We start from the raw sequence: 14,523 nt of genomic DNA on the forward strand, positions 1-14,523 counted from the left end.
GCTCTGCCCCGAACCCTGCACTGTGTGAAGGAAGGCTTATGTTGAAGGTGTTTGCTCTGTTGACTCTGCTGGCGTCCAGCGCCGTCCATGCTCAAACCTCGCTGCAATCCGATCTGCCACTCAACTACCTGGCCCAGGTTCATCCGGACGCCGAACAGCGTCCGTTGGTGGTTTTCCTGCATGGCTATGGCAGTAACGAGGCCGATCTGATCGGTATGAAATTTCAGCTGCCCAAGCAGTACAACTACCTGTCGGTGCAGGCGCCGATGGCGTTGGGGGAAGGGCGTTTCCAGTGGTTTCGCAAGAAAGGTGACGGTGCCTACAACGGCGAGACCGATGATCTGAAGGATGCCAGCCAGAAGCTGCGAGCCTTTATCGCTGCAGCGGCGCAGAAATATCACGCCCGACCGGACAAGGTGTACCTGATCGGTTTCAGCCAGGGCGCGATGATGACGTATGAAGTGGGGCTGCGGCAGCCGGCGGCGGTCGGGGGCATTGCCGCATTGAGCGGGCGAGTGTTGCCGGTGCTCAAGGGTGAGCTGAAGTCAGAGCAACAGCACCCGCCGCTGGAGATCTTCATCGGCCATGGCACGGCGGATGACCGCGTGCCTTACAGTGGCGCCACCGCGGCCAAAGATCTGCTCGAGAAGCTGGATTACAAACCGGCGTTCCATGCCTATCCCGGCGTCGGCCACAGCATCAGCGCGGCCGAGCTTCGGGATCTGAACGACTGGTTGCAGCGACTCAATCCTTGAGGATCACTTTTCGCTGAGGATGTTTTTCACCAGCGCATCGTGACCACTCTTGTCGCTGGCCCGGGAAATCACCTGGACGAGTGCCATGCGTGTGCCGGAGCCGGCCATCAACGTGGTGTTGAGGGTCTGGCCGCCGCCCTGGGTCGCGGTGCTGTCCACTTGACGCAGGCCCAGGCCGTTGCCTTTGCGGGTCAGGCTTTTTTCGCTGAGCTTGTTGAAGTCCGGAAGCGCCTTGCGCTGTGCGTCGATGAAATCGGAGACGGTGCCATCGAGGAACGCACTGTCGTTGTCCTTGACGTTGTTGCCTTCGGGAATCTGGTTTTCGGCGGTGATGACCACCGTCTTGGTGGCGTCGTTGGTGTACATCGTGCCTTTGGCACCGGTCGGGCCGGCAGGCAACGGATCGGCGACAAAACCTTTGGGCAGGACAAAGCTGAACTTGCCGTCGAGCATCGAGACTTTCTCGGCGACAGCCTTCTCTTTGGCCTTGGCCGCCTGGGCACTGACGGCGCCGAAACCGGCCACCGCCGCCAACAACAGGACGACGGCTTTCTTGCTAAGCAATGACATTCGAATCTCCGAGGGATGGTCGCGCTTGGGCGGCGATCATCCCACGGAGCATACCCGGCACTCCAGAGCGGTTTGTCCGGGCGGGTTCAGTTCGTCGACGGCGCAGGCGCCGGTTTGGCCAGCAACTGCCGGGTGACGCCCAGCATCGCCACCGAAACGGCCACAGCCACGGCGAAGCCGCCGAAGCCCAGGTTTGGAACGGTCAGTGCCAGGACCAGACAAAACGCCGAAAACGAATACATCCCCGTCGCCGTCGCCCGCAACAACGCGGCGGTAAACGCCGGCCCCCGCGTCTGCTGGGAAAACACCGCCATCACGCTGCCCAGCACCGGGAACACCGCGAGCAATCCGCTCCAGCGCTCGCCGACGGTGCTGGCCAGCATCGTCACCACCAGCGTCAACGCCGCGCCGGCGATCATCCGCCAGACCAGTTTGTCCGACTTCGGCGCGGGGCCGCCGACCACCGGTTGCACCTTGGGAAACAGATACGGCGCGGCGAGTAGGGCGGTCGCCGCGGCGCCGACCGAGAAGGGCAACGACGCCGGAATCAGCGACAGGATCAACGCCAGCACCGCCCAGACCGACAAAGACACAATCAGCGCCAACGGCCAGTTCGCCCGCTGCGCCACCTGCGCATAAGTGACGCAAAACGCGATCATCGCAAACATGGCCGACAGTGCCGCCACCGCCGACTGCGCGGCAAATGCCGGGCCTTGTTCGATGGCGAGGAAGAACAGAATCGGCCCGACCACCACCGGCAACCCCGACAGCCACCCGGCCACGCTGGGCCCCCAACGCTTGCCGGCCAGGGAAATCAGCAGCAGGAAACCGGGAATCAGCAGCAGTTTGAGGATCAGCACGCAAGTGTCTCCATCGGGTCAATGAGGGCCACGTTAGCACTGTCGCTGGCGGATTGCTGCAGATGCATGCAATAAATGTATACAAAGTGTCAGGACTGATCGCCGACTATGCTCTGACTATCAGGGTTTACCGGAGTCGATGCCGCGATGAGCAGAACACCGAAGGTGTTGCGTGGATGCTGCGGAATCGGCTTGTGGGCGCTGCTGCTGACGCCGACCTGGGCCAGTTGGCAGGATTCGGTGCCCGGTGCGCAGATCATCGGCACCGGGGATTTCAGTGTGTTCGGCTTCGACATTTATAACGCCCGGCTATGGAGTGCCGCGCGTCCGCTGGCCGATGGTCAGCCCTTCGCCCTGGAATTGATCTACCGGCGCAATGTGTCCCGCGATGATTTGGTGAAGGCCAGTGTCGACGAGATCAAACGCCTGGCTGGTTCTTCCATCAGTCCGGCGCAATTGGCGGTGTGGCAAACGCAGATGCAGCAATCGTTTGTCGATGTGCAGGCCGGCACGCGGATTACCGGGGTGTATCTGCCGGGGCAGGGCGCGCGGTTCTTTGTCGGCCAGCAGTTGCAGCACGAAATCGACGACCCGTTGTTCGCCCGGGCATTTTTCAACATCTGGCTGGATCCGCGCACGCGCAATCCCGAACTGCGCCAGCAATTGCTCGGCACTGCCAAACCCTGAACGCAGCACATCGGCGCTTGGGCGCGTGGACTGAAACGTCTAAGCTGCGTCTTTCGACTTGTTTCTGGATGTGTGCGTGAAATTCAGTTTGCCCAAAATCGCCACCGCGCCGTTCTGCCCACCGGAAGTGGCCGGCAGCGTCCCGGTTGATCCGAATGCCTCGTTCTTCAAACGCGTGCTGCGTTTTGCCGGCCCCGGTTTGCTGGTGTCGATCGGCTACATGGACCCGGGCAACTGGGCCACCGCCATCGAGGCCGGTTCGCGCTTCGGCTACAGCCTGTTGTTCGTGGTGCTGCTGGCGAGTCTGGCGGGCATGGTTGTGCAATGCCTGTGTTCGCGGTTGGGTATCGCCACCGGGCGTGATCTGGCGCAGCTGTCCCGCGAACGCTACAGCACCCCGACGGCACGGCTGCAATGGGTGCTGGCGGAAATTTCGATCATCGCCACCGACCTTGCGGAAGTGCTCGGTTGCGCACTGGCGTTTCACCTGTTGCTGGGGTGTTCGCTGACTTTCGGCATCGCCCTGACCGCATTTGATACGTTGCTGGTGCTGGCCCTGCAAAACCGTGGTTTCCGCCGACTGGAAGCGATCATGCTGGTACTGGTGGGCACCATCGGCGTGTGCTTCTTCGTCGAGTTATTGCTGATCAAACCGTACTGGCCGGACGTCGCCCAAGGCTTCAAACCGTCACTGTCGGCCATCAGCGATGCGGCGCCGCTGTACCTGGCCATCGGCATCCTCGGCGCCACGGTGATGCCACACAACTTGTACCTGCACACCTCGATCGTACAAACGCGGCTGATCGGCCAGGATCTCGCGAGCAAGCAGGACGCGGTGAACCTGGCACGCATCGACACCATCGGCTCGCTGGCGCTGGCATTGCTGGTCAATGCGGCGATTCTGATTCTCGCGGCGGCAGCGTTCCATCAGACCGGACACTCCGACGTGGTGGACATCCAGGACGCCTACCACTTGCTCGATCCGCTGGTGGGCGGCGCGCTGGCCAGTGTGCTGTTCGGCGTGGCGCTGCTGGCGTCGGGGCAGAGCTCGACGTTCACCGGCACCATCGCCGGACAAGTGATCATGGAAGGTTATCTGAACCTGCGGATTCCCTGCTGGCAGCGGCGCCTGATCACCCGAGGGCTGGCGCTGATCCCGGCGTTCATCGGCGTGTGGCTGATGGGCGACGGCGCGGTGGGCAAGTTGCTGGTGCTGAGTCAGGTGGTGTTGAGCCTGCAATTGCCGTTTGCGCTGTATCCGCTGATTCGCATGACCAACGACAAACAGCTGATGGGGCCGTTTGTGAACCGGTTGCCGACCCGGATTCTGGCTTGGGGACTGTTTGTGGTGATCAGCGGCGCCAATGCCTGGCTGATTCTGCAGCTGGCCGCCTAACGGCCGAAGGCCTCCACCACAAAATCAATGAACACCCGGGTCTTGGCCGGCATCAAGGTGCGGCTCGGGTAGTACAGCGATATCGCCCCGGCATCGCAGTGCCAGTCCGGCAACAGCCGCACCAATTCACCGTGCTCGATCTGCACGCTGACATCGGGCAACACCAGCATCGTCACGCCGAGGCCCAGCAGCGCCGCCTTGCGCATGGCCATCGGATCGTTCAGCACAATATTAGGATTCAGCAGGGCGCTGGCCTGTTCGCCAGCGTCGTTGTGCATCTGCCATTGGCGGATACGCCCGGTGCGCAGGCCGCGCATAACGATGCCCTGGTGGTCGGCGAGGTCTGTCGGATGCCGGGGCAGGGTGCGTCCGGCCAGATAGGCCGGTGAGGCCACTGCCAGTATTTCAGCGGATGCCAGTCGCCGGGAAACCACGCCCGGCGTCAGCTCGAACCCGCCGCCAATCGCCACGTCGTAACCCTCGGCGATCAAATCCACCTGACGATTTTCGAAGTGCCATTCCGGGCGAATCAGCGGATAGCGCGCCAGAAACTCCGGCAGCAGCGGCAGCATGTGATCGATACCGAATGTCGGCGGCAGGCTGATCTTGAGCACACCTGCCGGCTCGCCGCGCTCGGTTGCCACCGCTGCAATCGCGGCCTGCAAGGCATCGAGATTGCCTCCGATGCTCGCCAGAAAACCTTCCCCGGCCTCGGTCAGCGACAGCTTGCGGGTCGAGCGCTGAAACAGCCGCACGTCGAGGTTGCGCTCAAGAATCGCCACGTTGCGGCTGACCGCTGCCGGGGTCAGCGCCAGCAACCGTGCGGCGGCGGAGAAGCTGCCGGTTTCGGCACTGCGGACGAAGGATTCGAGATTGGCGAGGGTTTCCATGGTTTCGACCTGATAGCGATGCTTGAAGATCATTCAAGGCATTACCGGCTAATCAAGTGGGAATGGCAAGCGCAAGATTCGTTTCGAGTCTTACCAAACCTTCTGGAGAACACCATGAGCACTATCGGAATCATCGGCGCTGGCGCCATCGGTTCAGCGTTTGCCAAAGCCTTGTCGCGTCAGGGCATCCCGTTGGTCATCGCCAACAGTCGCGGGCCGGAGACCTTGGCTGATCTGGTCGCAGAACTCGGCCCGACCGCCCGCGCCGTTACTCGTGAAGAAGCCGCTGCCCAGGACATCGTGCTGGTCGCGGTGAACTGGTCGAAACTGCCGACCGCACTGGCCGGGCTGCCGGACTTCGGCGGGCGGATCGTCATCGACGCCAACAACTCGATTGAAGCGCCTTCGTTCAAACCGGTGGATTTGCAGGGGCGGCCGTCCAGCGAAGTGTTCGCTGAATGGGTGCCGGGTGCGCGGATGGTCAAGGCGTTCAACCATTTGCTGGCGCGTTTGCTGGAAGCGGACCCAGCGTCGGAGGGCGGCAAGCGCGTGTTGTTCCTGTCCGGGGATGATGCGCAGGCCAAGGCAGAAGTCGGCGCGCTGATCGATCAGCTCGGCTTCTTCGGGATCGACCTGGGCGAGTTGAGCGTGGGTGCGCGACTGGTGCAGTTCCCGGGCGGGCCGTTGCCGGTGCTGAATCTGGTGAAGTTCGACTGACGCTCAGGCAAAAAAATACCCGGTGCGACGTGAGTCGTACCGGGCTTGTTGCCAACGGGTGGCGGATGTCGTGGATCCGCCGCCCGCTGTTGTGCCTGTTTTGCGCTTACGCGCGTTCCAGTGCCAGGGCCACGCCTTGACCGCCGCCGATGCACAGGGTCGCCAGACCCTTTTTCGCATCACGCTTGATCATTTCGTGCAGCAGGGTCACCAGTACACGGCAGCCCGATGCACCGATCGGGTGACCGAGGGCGATGGCGCCGCCGTTGACGTTGACCTTGTCCAGATCCCATTGCAGATCCTTGGCCACTGCCAGGGATTGCGCGGCGAAGGCTTCGTTGGCTTCGATCAGATCCAGTTGGCCGATGTTCCAGCCAGCCTTGTCGAGGCAGCGGCGGGTGGCCGACACCGGGCCGATGCCCATGATCGCCGGGTCGACGCCCGCGTTAGCGTAAGCGGCGATTTTCGCCAGTACCGGCAGGCCCAGGGCCTTGGCTTTTTCGGCGCTCATCAGAATCACCGCGGCGGCGCCGTCGTTCAGCGACGAAGCGTTGCCGGCGGTGACGCTGCCGTCCTTCTTGAAGGCCGGACGTAGTTTGGCCAGGGATTCGGCGGTGGTGTCGCCCCGTGGCTGTTCGTCGACCTTGAACGCTACCGGATCGCCTTTGCGCTGCGGGATCAGGATCGGGGTGATTTCATCGACAAAACGCCCGGCCTCGATGGCAGCGGCTGCTTTCTGTTGCGACGCGGCAGCGAAGGCGTCCTGCTGCTCGCGGCTGATCTCGTACTTCTCGACCAGATTCTCGGCGGTGATACCCATGTGGTAATCGTTGAACGCGTCCCACAGGCCATCGCTGATCATGGTGTCGACGATTTGCGCGTGACCCATGCGCAGACCGGTGCGCGCGCCCGGCATGACGTAGTTGGCCAGGCTCATGTTTTCCTGGCCGCCGGCGATGATCACGTCAGCGTCGCCGCAACGGATCGCCTGGGCGCCAAGGTGCAGGGCCTTGAGGCCCGAGCCGCAGACCTTGTTCAGGGTCATGGCGGGTACGGCGTGGGGCAGGCCGGCCTTGATCGCCGACTGGCGCGCCGGGTTCTGGCCGGCGCCGGCGGTCAGCACCTGGCCCATGATCACTTCATCGACCTGGGCACCGTCGAGACCGGTCTGCTCAAGCAACTGGCGGATGACCGCTGCGCCCAGATCCACGGCGGAAACGGTGGCCAGCGATCCCTGGAAACTGCCGATCGCGGTACGCGTGGCGGCAACAATGACGACGTCTTGCATTTTCGAATTCCTCACTCGGCAGCGAACTGCATTTCCGGCACGTGATCCGGGACGATCAGTTTACCAGCGGTTTTGGCGACGATTTCCTCGACGCTGACGCCAGGTGCGCGTTCCTTGAGGACAAAAGCGCCATTTTCGATTTCCAGATACGCCAGGTCCGTCAGCACGCGCTTGATGCAACCGGCGCCGGTCAGCGGCAGGCTGCACTGGCTCAGCAGTTTGGACTCACCGTCCTTGGACGCGTGGGTCATGATGACGATGATGTTGTCGGCGCCAGCCACCAGGTCCATCGCGCCGCCCATGCCCTTGACCAGTTTGCCGGGGATCATCCACGAGGCGATGTTGCCTTGCACGTCCACTTCGAAGGCCCCGAGCACGGTCAAATCGACGTGACCGCCACGGATCATCGCGAAGGACTCGGCAGAGTTGAAGATCGAAGCGCCGATGCGCGCCGTCACGGTCTGTTTGCCGGCGTTGATCATGTCGGCGTCGATGGTGTCTTCAGTCGGGAAAGGGCCCATGCCGAGCAGGCCGTTTTCCGATTGCAGCATGACTTCCATGCCGTCGGGGATGTAGTTGGCGACCAGGGTCGGGATGCCGATGCCGAGGTTCACGTAGAAGCCGTCCTGCATTTCGCGGGCGACGCGTTGAGCCATTTGTTCGCGGGTAAGTGCCATGTTCTTGTTCTCCGTCAGCCTGGATTATTTGCGGATGGTGCGTTGTTCGATGCGTTTTTCGAACGTGCCGCAAATGACCCGGTCGACGTAGATGCCGGGGGTGTGGATCTGCGACGGATCCAGCTCGCCGGGTTCGACGATTTCTTCGACTTCGACCACGGTGATCTTGCCGGCGGTGGCGGCCAGCGGGTTGAAGTTCTGCGCGGTGTGACGGTAGATGACGTTGCCGAAGTGGTCGGCTTTCCAGCCTTTGACGATGGCGAAGTCGCCGGTGATGGATTCTTCCATCAGGTACTTGCGACCGTGGAATTCACGCACTTCCTTGCCTTCGGCAACCGGAGTGCCGACGCCGGTGGCGGTGAAGAAGGCCGGGATGCCGGCGCCGCCTGCGCGCATTTTTTCGGCGAGTGTGCCTTGCGGGGTCAGGACGACTTCGATGTCGCCTTTGAGCAGTTGCTCTTCGAACAGTTTGTTTTCGCCGACGTAGGAGGCGACCACCTTGCGGATCTGGCGGTCGGTCAGCAGCACGCCGAGGCCGAAGCCATCCACGCCGCAGTTGTTGGAGACGACGGTGAGGTCGCGGGTGCCTTTGCGTTTGATCTCGGCGATCAGGTTTTCCGGAATGCCGCACAGGCCAAAGCCACCGGCGATCACGGTCATGCCGTTTTCAAGGCCCGCCATGGCTTCCTCGTAGGAATACACGCGCTTGTCGAAACCTGCCATATGCACCTCTTTTATTGTTTGTCGGGCGGCTGGCTAGCCGAATGACTGGAGTGTCTCGCTGGGGGATATATTTGTTAAGTTGATTTTTGAGGTTGATTGATTGATAAAGCTCATCAAATACCCATCCTTTGTCTTGCAGCTTAACGCTTGAAGCTGGCAACTGGAGCAACGCGACCATGACCATCAAGCAGATCCGCGCCTTTCTCGCTGTCGCCCAGAGCCTGAGTTTCGCCGTGGCCTGCGAGCGCCTGCACCTGTCGCAGTCTGCGCTGAGCCTGACCATCAAGGCGCTGGAAGAGGGACTGGGCGGGCGCCTGTTCAGCCGCAACACGCGCAACGTGGCGCTGACCCCGGAAGGGGAATCGCTGTTGCCACTGGCCCGGCGCCTGATCGCCGACTGGGACAACGCCGAAGACGAAATGCGCCAGCGCTTCAGCCTGCAACGAGGACGGGTGACACTGGCGGCAATGCCGTCGTTTGCCGGCAACCTGCTGCCGCCGATCCTCAAGACCTTCCGCGCGCGTTATCCGAACGTCAACGTGACGGTCAACGACGTGATCAACGAGCAAGTGCTGGAAATGGTCCGCGATCGTCAGGTCGAACTCGGCGTGGCGTTCGAGCCGTTGCAGAACACGTCGCTGACCTTCACACCTCTTTATAAGGACCGCTTCGTCGCGGTGGTGCCACAGGATTCGCCGCTGGCCCGGCGCACCGACATCGACTGGCAGACTTTGCTGCAGGAACCGTTCATCACCCTGCAACGCCCGTCCACGGTGCGGGTGATGCTGGAAGAACACCTGCAGGCCCGGGGCATGAAACTGCCGGTGGAATTCGAAAGCCATCAACTGGCGACGGTGGGGCGGATGGTTGCCAGCGGGCTGGGCGTCAGCGCGGTGCCGGCGTTGTGCGCCGAGCAGATGCGCGAACTGGGGGCGCGGTGTCTGACGTTGCATGAGCCGGTGGTGGAGCGGGCGATTGGCGTGTTGACTGACTCCGGGAATGAGTTGTCGGCGGCGGCGCAGGCGTTGTTCGACATCCTTAAGGCTGAGCATTGAGGCGTTGTGTCAGCAGCGGCAACAACTGTTCGCAAGACGCCTCGATCTTCAAATCCAGCAACTCATCCGCCCGGGTCTTCCCCAGATTGATCGCAATCAGCGGCTTGCCCCGATCCGCCATCACTCGGCACAGGCGAAACGCCGAATACGCCATCAACGACGACCCGACCACCAGCATCCCGGCAGCATTTTCTGCCAGCGCCATGGCTCGCGCCGCCGTCGGTTGCGCCACGTTCTCGCCAAAAAACACCACGTCCGGTTTCATCCGCTCGCCTTCGCAATGCGGACAATGCGGCACCTGAAAACGCGCCTCGAAAGCCGGGTCGAGCAGGGTATCGCCGTCCGGCGCCTGCACCGCATCGACACCTGCCAGATACGGGTTCTGCGTTTCCATCAATTGCTGAATCGAATCCCGCTCGCTGCGCAAACCGCAATCCAGACACAGCACCCGATGCAGGCTGCCGTGCAGTTCGATGACATCGTGACTGCCGGCCTGATCGTGCAAGGTATCGACATTCTGGGTGATCAGGCCGCCGATCCGGCCGTGGCTTTGCAGGCTGGCCAGTGCCTCGTGAGCTGCATTCGGTTGCGCCTGACGTACGCGTGGCCAACCGAGCATCGCCCGGGCCCAGTAGCGACGGCGCGACTCGGGCGCCGACAGAAATTCCTGATACATCATCGGCTGCCGGCCCCGGCGAACTCCGTTGGTGTCGCGGTAGTCCGGAATGCCCGACGGCGTGCTGATGCCGGCGCCGGTCAGCACCACGAAATGGCCGTCAGCCATGGCCTGTTGCAGATAATCGAGATGTTCGTGGAGGGGGCGGTCGAGCATGGTCAGCGCTCCGCAGGCTGTGAGTGCCTTGCAGGTTAGCACTGCCGGGCGCCTCTTATGGAGGCGCCCGGTATCGACCTTTACTTGCGTGCCTCCAGTATCAGGTTGAACGGCGTCTGCGTCGCCCGCCGGAACCGCTTGAACCCGGCTTCGCTGAACACTTTGCGCAAGCGCATCTCGCCGGCTTGCGCGCCAAGCCCCAGGCCCACTTCCTGAGACAGCGAGTTCGGCGTGCAGATGAACGTCGACGCGGCATAGAACAGCCGCCCGACCGGGTTGATGTTGTCGTCCAGCGTGTCGTTGGCAAAGGGTTCGACCAACAGCACCGTGCCGTCGTCCTTCAGGCAATCGTAGGCATGCCGCGCCGCGCCGACCGGATCGCCCATGTCGTGCAGGCAGTCGAAGTAGCAGATCAGGTCGTAGTCATCGCCGGGAAAGCTTTTCGCCGTGCCCTGGAAAAACTTCGCACGGCTGCTGACACCACCTTCTTCGGCCCGCTGGGTGGCGACACTCACCGAAGGCGCGTGATAGTCGAATCCGACGAAACGCGAGTTGGGATAAGCCTGAGCCATGATCACCGTGGAGGCGCCATGACCGCAGCCGACATCGGCGACCTTGGCGCCGTCTTCGAGTTTGGCCACCACGCCCTCCAGCGCCGGCAGCCATTCGGCGATCAGGTGCCCTTTGTAGCCAGGACGGAAGAACCGCTCGGTGCCGGTGAACATGCACGGATGGTGATCGCCCCAGGGCAGGGCGCCGTTGCCGCGCATGGCTTTGACCAGTTTGTCCTTGTCGTGGAAAAACGACGCCACCACGCCGAGGCCACCGGCGACATAGACCGGCGAATCTTCCTTGGCCAGGGCCATGGCCTGTTCTTCCGGCAGGCGGAATTTGCCGTCCAGATGTTCCATGTAGCCGGACGCCGCATGGGCGCTGAGCCATTCGCGCACCAGTCGGGTGTTGCAGGCGGTTTTTTCGGCGAGGGTTTCCGGGGCGATCGGCTGGCTGTCGGCCATGGCCTTATACAAGCCAAGTTCTTCGCCGACGATGACATTGGCCAGCATCGCCGCGCCGCCCATGTCGTTGACCAGTTTGCCCATGAACTCGTTGAGTCTGGCCTCGTCCATGTCATGTGCTCCTGTCAAGGATCACAGTCCGGTGGTGATGGGGGTCGAGGCATTCACCACCGGGCGGTGGTCGTGGAAACGGGCAGGGCGACACTGCTGTCCTGCGTCCCCCTCGACTGGGTAATGTTTGAGTCTAGCCGGAGTTGGTGCTGGCGGGAGTGGGCTGCGTGATTTTCGAGCCTTGTATCGCGGTGGTGCGTTCTCCCACGTTAGCGTGGGCTCCCGAATTTTCCGCCGACGGTTCCTGTCCTGTGCGAGACGATGCGACTCAGGACGATTTCGCTTTTTGAGCCAGGTCAGAGCACCGGCCCATGCCCGCCAGGAGCAAACGACGGGCGAAAAAAAACCGCCTTGCGGGCGGTTTTTTAGCAAGCCTCAGATTGCGGCTGAGGCTTAGTGCGTCTCACCGGAAGCACTGGCGTGGGGGCATGTTATTGAGCTTTTCCTATCCTTGCAATGTAATTTTTACCCGCCATGAGTAGGTGTATTAGAGATCACTCGGCAGTGATTTCAGTACCTGATGTCGGAGAGCAATGCTGACAGAAATAACGCTTTACAAAAGATGCGCTTTTTTCATTCGAGAATCACTGGGCCGAAACTTACGACCTGCGATTACAGGTTAACATGCTCGCGCTCACACCCTGGTGCAGCGGTAGGGTTCGGCTGGTGGCCTAACGGTTTTACGCCCTCTGACACGGTTTTGCATCCGTGCCGGAATGATGGTTCGGAGGATTTCAACCGGCCGCCTCACCGGAAGTACTGGCGTGTTCTTCCGAAGGCACGCGTGATCCGGTAAGTGCGCTGGAGGTTTGGCCCCCAACCTTGGAGGCCAAAACGTATGAAGCTTTTGTTGCGTACGTTGAGCCTCGTATGGAGATTGTTGAAAGCGTTTCGCTTTTACGAGTTCCTGCGAGATCACTTTGACGACCTGAAGTAGCGGTCGTTAATGTGGGGAAAAGCCCGTGTCAGTTTCGGCTGGTACGGGTTTTTTTTGGTTTCTTTAATCTGTCAAAAATAATAATTCAATCAGCTGATTCTCTTGCGGAGGTAGGCTCTTTCGTCGGCATGTGTAGGTGTCATCCGGAAGCTCTGAGCTCTTCGGCCTGTCAGGAACCGGGGCGGGCTTCGAACGTCGCCTGTTTGGTAGTCGGCATGCCGTTCAGGAAGAGGGCAGCGGCTCTGTATCCCATTGTGTACGGGCTCACCGCCGATACAAAAACCGCCATTTCCCGCGCATCGCCCACACAGCAGCGATACACCCGCCGGTTTAACTGGGCCTCTCGGCCGCCACTGTCGGCGGCACTATTGCAGAGGTCTTGCCCATGCAGATTCCCCACCCCACCTTGCAGGCCAGCGTCGGGCTCGGCCTGCGTCGCGGCCTGATGAAAGATCTTCAAGCCGCCCGCACCGGCGATTTCGACTTTCTCGAAGTCGCCCCGGAAAACTGGATCGGTGTCGGCGGTGCCCACGGTGCCGCGCTGCGCGAACTGGCCGAGCGTTATCCGTTGTCTTGCCATGGCTTGTCGTTGTCGCTCGGCGGGTCGGCGCCGCTGGACGTCGACTTCCTTCGGGAAGTCCGGGTGTTTCTCGATCATTACAACGTGCCGCTGTATAGCGAACACTTGAGCTATTGCAGCGATGACGGTCACCTTTATGACCTGCTGCCGCTGCCATTCACCGAAGAGGCCGTGCACCACGTCGCCGCGCGGATCCGTCAGGCCCAGGACATCCTCGGCCGGCGCCTGGCAGTGGAAAACGTTTCCTATTACGCCGCTCCCCGGCAGGACATGGACGAGGTGAGCTTCACCAACGCCGTACTGCGCGAGGCCGATTGCGATCTGCTGCTGGACGTCAACAACGTCTACGTCAACTCGATCAACCACGGTTTCGACCCGCAGACGTTTCTGGCCGGGATTGAGCCGGGCCGGGTGGTCGGGATGCATGTCGCCGGGCATTTCGACGAGTCCGACACGCTGAAGATCGACACCCACGGCGCTTCGGTGAAACCCGTGGTCTGGTCGCTGCTGGCAGAGGCCTACGCACGCTTTGGCGCACAGCCGACCTTGCTCGAACGCGACTTCAACTTCCCGGCCTTCGCCGAACTGGTAGCGGAGTTGCAGACCATTCGCCGCTTGCAGAATCAAGGAGGTCAGCGTGGATAATCTTGAGCAGCAACAACGGGCCCTGACGCGCTACCTGCGCGATCCCGAGAACCAGAAGCCGCCGACCGAGATGGACGCGGTACGGGTTAACGTCTATCGCGATCTGGTGTTCAACAATGTCTCGCAACTGTTGGGCGGGACCTTTCCGGTGCTGATCCGGATCATCGGCCAGGAGCGTTGGCGCCTGCTGATTCGCGGCTTCCTGCGGGACTACCGGGCACAGACGCCGAAATTCGGTGAGATCGCCGAGGAGTTCGTCGGTTACCTCGCCTCGGAGCCCGCCGTGTTGAGTGCGGGCGAGTGGCCGGCGTTTCTAGTGGAACTGGCGCATTACGAGTGGGTGGAGATGGTGTTGCAGCAGTCCGATGCCGATCCGCTGCCGGCAAGTGATCCCGCGCTGTTGCTGGAACGGCCATTGCTGGTTTCGGCGCTGGCCTGGCCATTGGCGTATGCGTGGCCGGTGCAGATCCTCAGCCCTGAATATCAGCTGTCCACGCCACCGGCCCAGCCAACGTTGTTGCTGGTGCGGCGCGCGGCGGATTTCAGTGTGAAGTTTTCCGAGCTGAGTCCGTTGGCGTGGCGGTTGTTGCAGCGGGTTGGCGAGTTCCCGTTGCTGAGCGGTCGTGAGCAACTGGAGGGTCTGGCGATGGAGGCAGGTTTGCCAGGAACTGCATCGTTCATGGACAGCGGGCTGGCGTTGTTGCAACAGATGCATGAAGACGGTGTGATCGGAATCAACTGATCCCACCAACAAAAAGACCCGGGGAGCACGATGGCTCCCCGG

At 61.8% G+C, this 14,523-nt stretch carries 15 protein-coding genes; 7 read left to right on the forward strand and 8 right to left on the reverse strand.

All coding sequences use genetic code 11. The annotated features are described in order from the left end of the window. The first annotated feature begins 38 nt into the window (after positions 1–38). Entirely contained in the window at positions 39–755 is a 717-nt protein-coding gene (locus R1A29_RS10010) for an alpha/beta hydrolase (RefSeq protein ID WP_438301332.1), read from the forward strand. A 3-nt stretch (positions 756–758) separates the two neighbouring features. On the opposite strand, the gene R1A29_RS10015 is transcribed toward R1A29_RS10010, so the two are convergent. Together R1A29_RS10015 and R1A29_RS10020 are read right to left on the reverse strand one after the other, a co-directional pair. Continuing rightward, positions 759–1,325 carry a hypothetical protein gene (locus R1A29_RS10015; protein ID WP_438301333.1) on the reverse strand — a complete coding sequence of 189 codons (567 nt, stop codon included), beginning with the start codon at positions 1,323–1,325 and terminating at the stop codon, positions 759–761. A gap of 86 nt (positions 1,326–1,411) precedes the next feature. Next, positions 1,412–2,185 carry a hypothetical protein gene (locus tag R1A29_RS10020; RefSeq protein ID WP_438301334.1) on the reverse strand — a complete coding sequence of 258 codons (774 nt, stop codon included), beginning with the start codon at positions 2,183–2,185 and terminating at the stop codon, positions 1,412–1,414. A 147-nt stretch (positions 2,186–2,332) separates the two neighbouring features. On the opposite strand from R1A29_RS10020, the gene R1A29_RS10025 reads away from it, so the two are divergent. Next, positions 2,333–2,872 (forward strand): chalcone isomerase family protein, encoded by a 540-nt coding sequence (locus R1A29_RS10025; RefSeq protein WP_438301335.1) that lies wholly within the window; start codon positions 2,333–2,335, stop codon positions 2,870–2,872. Positions 2,873–2,948: 76 nt separating this feature from the next. Beyond that, positions 2,949–4,268, forward strand: a complete 1,320-nt coding sequence (locus R1A29_RS10030) for an Nramp family divalent metal transporter (protein WP_438301336.1) — start codon at positions 2,949–2,951, stop codon at positions 4,266–4,268. Here the strand turns inward: R1A29_RS10030 and R1A29_RS10035 are convergent. Continuing rightward, positions 4,265–5,158, reverse strand: a complete 894-nt coding sequence (locus R1A29_RS10035; protein WP_438302026.1) for a LysR family transcriptional regulator — start codon at positions 5,156–5,158, stop codon at positions 4,265–4,267. The genes R1A29_RS10030 and R1A29_RS10035 overlap by 4 nt on opposite strands. Before the next feature lie 114 nt (positions 5,159–5,272). On the opposite strand from R1A29_RS10035, the gene R1A29_RS10040 reads away from it, so the two are divergent. Next, positions 5,273–5,875 (forward strand): NADPH-dependent F420 reductase, encoded by a 603-nt coding sequence (locus tag R1A29_RS10040; protein ID WP_438301337.1) that lies wholly within the window; start codon positions 5,273–5,275, stop codon positions 5,873–5,875. 106 nt (positions 5,876–5,981) lie between these two features. Here the strand turns inward: R1A29_RS10040 and R1A29_RS10045 are convergent, their stop codons facing one another. From R1A29_RS10045 to R1A29_RS10055, 3 genes are read right to left on the reverse strand one after another with little or no spacing between them, the layout of a single operon-like run. Next, positions 5,982–7,163, reverse strand: a complete 1,182-nt coding sequence (locus R1A29_RS10045) for an acetyl-CoA C-acetyltransferase (RefSeq protein ID WP_085733159.1) — start codon at positions 7,161–7,163, stop codon at positions 5,982–5,984. Positions 7,164–7,174: 11 nt separating this feature from the next. Further along, positions 7,175–7,840 (reverse strand): CoA transferase subunit B, encoded by a 666-nt coding sequence (locus R1A29_RS10050; RefSeq protein ID WP_438301338.1) that lies wholly within the window; start codon positions 7,838–7,840, stop codon positions 7,175–7,177. Between the two features lie 24 nt (positions 7,841–7,864). Further along, positions 7,865–8,563: a CoA transferase subunit A gene (locus tag R1A29_RS10055; protein ID WP_085708698.1), complete on the reverse strand. Its 699-nt coding sequence runs from the start codon at positions 8,561–8,563 to the stop codon at positions 7,865–7,867. 176 nt (positions 8,564–8,739) lie between these two features. On the opposite strand from R1A29_RS10055, the gene R1A29_RS10060 reads away from it, so the two are divergent. Further along, positions 8,740–9,618 (forward strand): LysR family transcriptional regulator, encoded by an 879-nt coding sequence (locus R1A29_RS10060; RefSeq protein ID WP_085708697.1) that lies wholly within the window; start codon positions 8,740–8,742, stop codon positions 9,616–9,618. Here the strand turns inward: R1A29_RS10060 and R1A29_RS10065 are convergent. Then, on the reverse strand, positions 9,602–10,450 hold the full coding sequence (locus R1A29_RS10065; protein ID WP_438301339.1) for an NAD-dependent protein deacetylase: 849 nt from the start codon (positions 10,448–10,450) through the stop codon (positions 9,602–9,604). The two genes, R1A29_RS10060 and R1A29_RS10065, sit on opposite strands and share 17 nt — an antisense overlap. Positions 10,451–10,530: 80 nt before the next feature. Next, positions 10,531–11,577 (reverse strand): class I SAM-dependent methyltransferase, encoded by a 1,047-nt coding sequence (locus R1A29_RS10070; protein ID WP_438301340.1) that lies wholly within the window; start codon positions 11,575–11,577, stop codon positions 10,531–10,533. A 1,322-nt stretch (positions 11,578–12,899) separates the two neighbouring features. Between R1A29_RS10070 and R1A29_RS10075 the strand changes: the two genes are divergently transcribed. Beyond that, positions 12,900–13,739 carry an HvfB family MNIO-type RiPP peptide maturase gene (locus R1A29_RS10075; protein ID WP_438301341.1) on the forward strand — a complete coding sequence of 280 codons (840 nt, stop codon included), beginning with the start codon at positions 12,900–12,902 and terminating at the stop codon, positions 13,737–13,739. Beyond that, entirely contained in the window at positions 13,732–14,481 is a 750-nt protein-coding gene (locus R1A29_RS10080; RefSeq protein WP_438301342.1) for an HvfC family RiPP maturation protein, read from the forward strand. Before R1A29_RS10075 ends, R1A29_RS10080 begins: the two co-directional genes overlap by 8 nt. Positions 14,482–14,523: the final 42 nt, after the last annotated feature.

The sequence above is a fragment of the Pseudomonas sp. NMS19W genome, from assembly GCF_051554255.1.
Taxonomy (GTDB): Bacteria; Pseudomonadota; Gammaproteobacteria; order Pseudomonadales; family Pseudomonadaceae; genus Aquipseudomonas; species Aquipseudomonas kribbensis.